This window comes from Pseudomonas sp. P5_B2, assembly GCF_056400445.1.
The window spans coordinates 1-1,758 of record NZ_JBFULH010000760.1 but is presented as its reverse complement, the minus strand read 5'-3'; the positions used below and the strand labels follow the sequence as shown (position 1 = coordinate 1,758).

At 56.9% G+C, this 1,758-nt stretch carries 2 protein-coding genes; both read right to left on the bottom strand.

Annotated elements, in window-relative coordinates; genetic code table 11:
* On the bottom strand, nt 1-658 hold a 658-nt coding region (locus AC1DRJ_RS26470), incomplete at its 3' end, for a Tc toxin subunit A (protein WP_477804752.1).
* 214 nt (nt 659-872) lie between these two features.
* The coding region (locus tag AC1DRJ_RS26465) for a hypothetical protein (protein ID WP_477804751.1) at nt 873-1,758 on the bottom strand (886 nt) is incomplete at its 5' end.

The window sequence follows — 1,758 nt, the reverse complement described above, 5'->3', positions numbered from 1 at the left end:
GGGTGATACTTTCCCAGTCATGGTCATAGGGCAGACCGTTATGAAAACGGATGGTACGCAGGTAGGCTTTGACGTCCGCAATACCGTCATTGGGCCGGGCCATGATCTGCGCCTCAAGCACCGAGTTGAGAATTTCCAGCCGTGACTGCACACGGTTGATCGCCATTTCGTCGATCAGCAATTCATCCACATCGGGGCGGCGATCCTGCAGCGGGATCGTCTGGCTGATTTCGCCCTTGGGCACGATGTTGTCTTTTACCCACTCGCGCAGGGCCACCATGTAGGCTGTGGTCGAGGCGCTGTGCTCTGGACTGCCCGGCGGGGCTGCGCCATTAACGTCCGGCTTGAACAGTTCCTGGTACGAAGGCAACGTGACCATGGCTTGTGCATCGTCCGACGTCGGCGCGGCACGCAAACTCTGCTCGCGATACACCCGGGCCATGTACAACGCCAAGGCGTTACCCCGAGCCATCAGGGCCTGTGATTCTTCGCGGCTCAGCCCCAGCTCCTGCAATCCGTCAACACCCAGTTTTATCAGATCGAATACGCTGGGATTGGCTGCGATGTGCTCATCGAACGGCATTACCACGCCAATGCGCCTCTCCCCAAGCACAGCTTTGACCAGTTGATGAATCGGGCGGTTGTCAGATGAACTCATCGCGCTATGTCCCCTTCAAGCAAGATCCGTTGCCATGTTCGTCAGCGAGTGGACGGCTGGCGTCATGTCGATTTAGCGCTTGCTGAAGGGCGAGGGTCTACTGTCATATCTGACAGGTTTCATGACCGTTCATCGGAGGGTTTTCAGCGATGGAAGTTTGTAGCGGACAAAAAACGGCCCTCAATAGAGGGCCATCTGAAGTCGCCGCAAAATGTCAGCCGATATCGATTACATGCAGAACATGCCTATCCATCCATGGCGACTGCAGCGTACCTTTATAAGCCTTACCCGCCATTTGAAAATTATCCCCCACCGGCAGCTCATTCATAACAATGACCCACTGCCCTTGTTCATCCGCCACACCACGCCCCCATACGACATTGGGGTGATTGTGCCTGTACAGTTTCACCTCCGCCCCGGGCAGTGCGGTGCCGCGAATTACCGCGTGAGGAGCGACGCTGGATCGCTGGGGCGGGCTGGTGATAACGGGCTTGTCCAGCTTTTCAGCGACTTTGAAGGTACTGGAAATGTCGGAAAGGACCGATGCGTGACCATCCATGAACTGCTGAGCCGCTATTACGTAAGCATCAGCCTTCACCGGCAGCACAGCTGCACTGCGTACCCTCCAGTTCCCCTGCGCATCCACCCTCGTCGTCGCGAGGACCGTCGTGGAGCTACGTATAGACACTTGAAGCTCTGCCCCGGGCATGCCTCTACCTGAAAACACCGGCTGCTGTTCGAGTACCTGCAACGGATCGTTCACCGGTTTGTCGATGATCAGCATGGTAAACCCATTGTAAAACCGAATCACTTTGACGCTGCGGTTGGGCACCACCCACTTTGAGTTGACATCATCGCGGAACTGGCGCACCGAGTAGCGATAAGGAATGTCCGCCGGCAACTCGACCTGCGAACGCAGCGCCCACTGTCCATCACGATCCACCAACGTTCTGCCCAACTGGGTACCCAATTCCCCCTCTTTGACAATCACGACTCCAGCACCCGGCTCCCCCGTCCCGGAGAACATTGGAAACTTCCCGACCTCTTGCCCCTCGCGCGGAAAATGCACGATGGGCGCATCAAAGTCTGCAGTCTTGCGC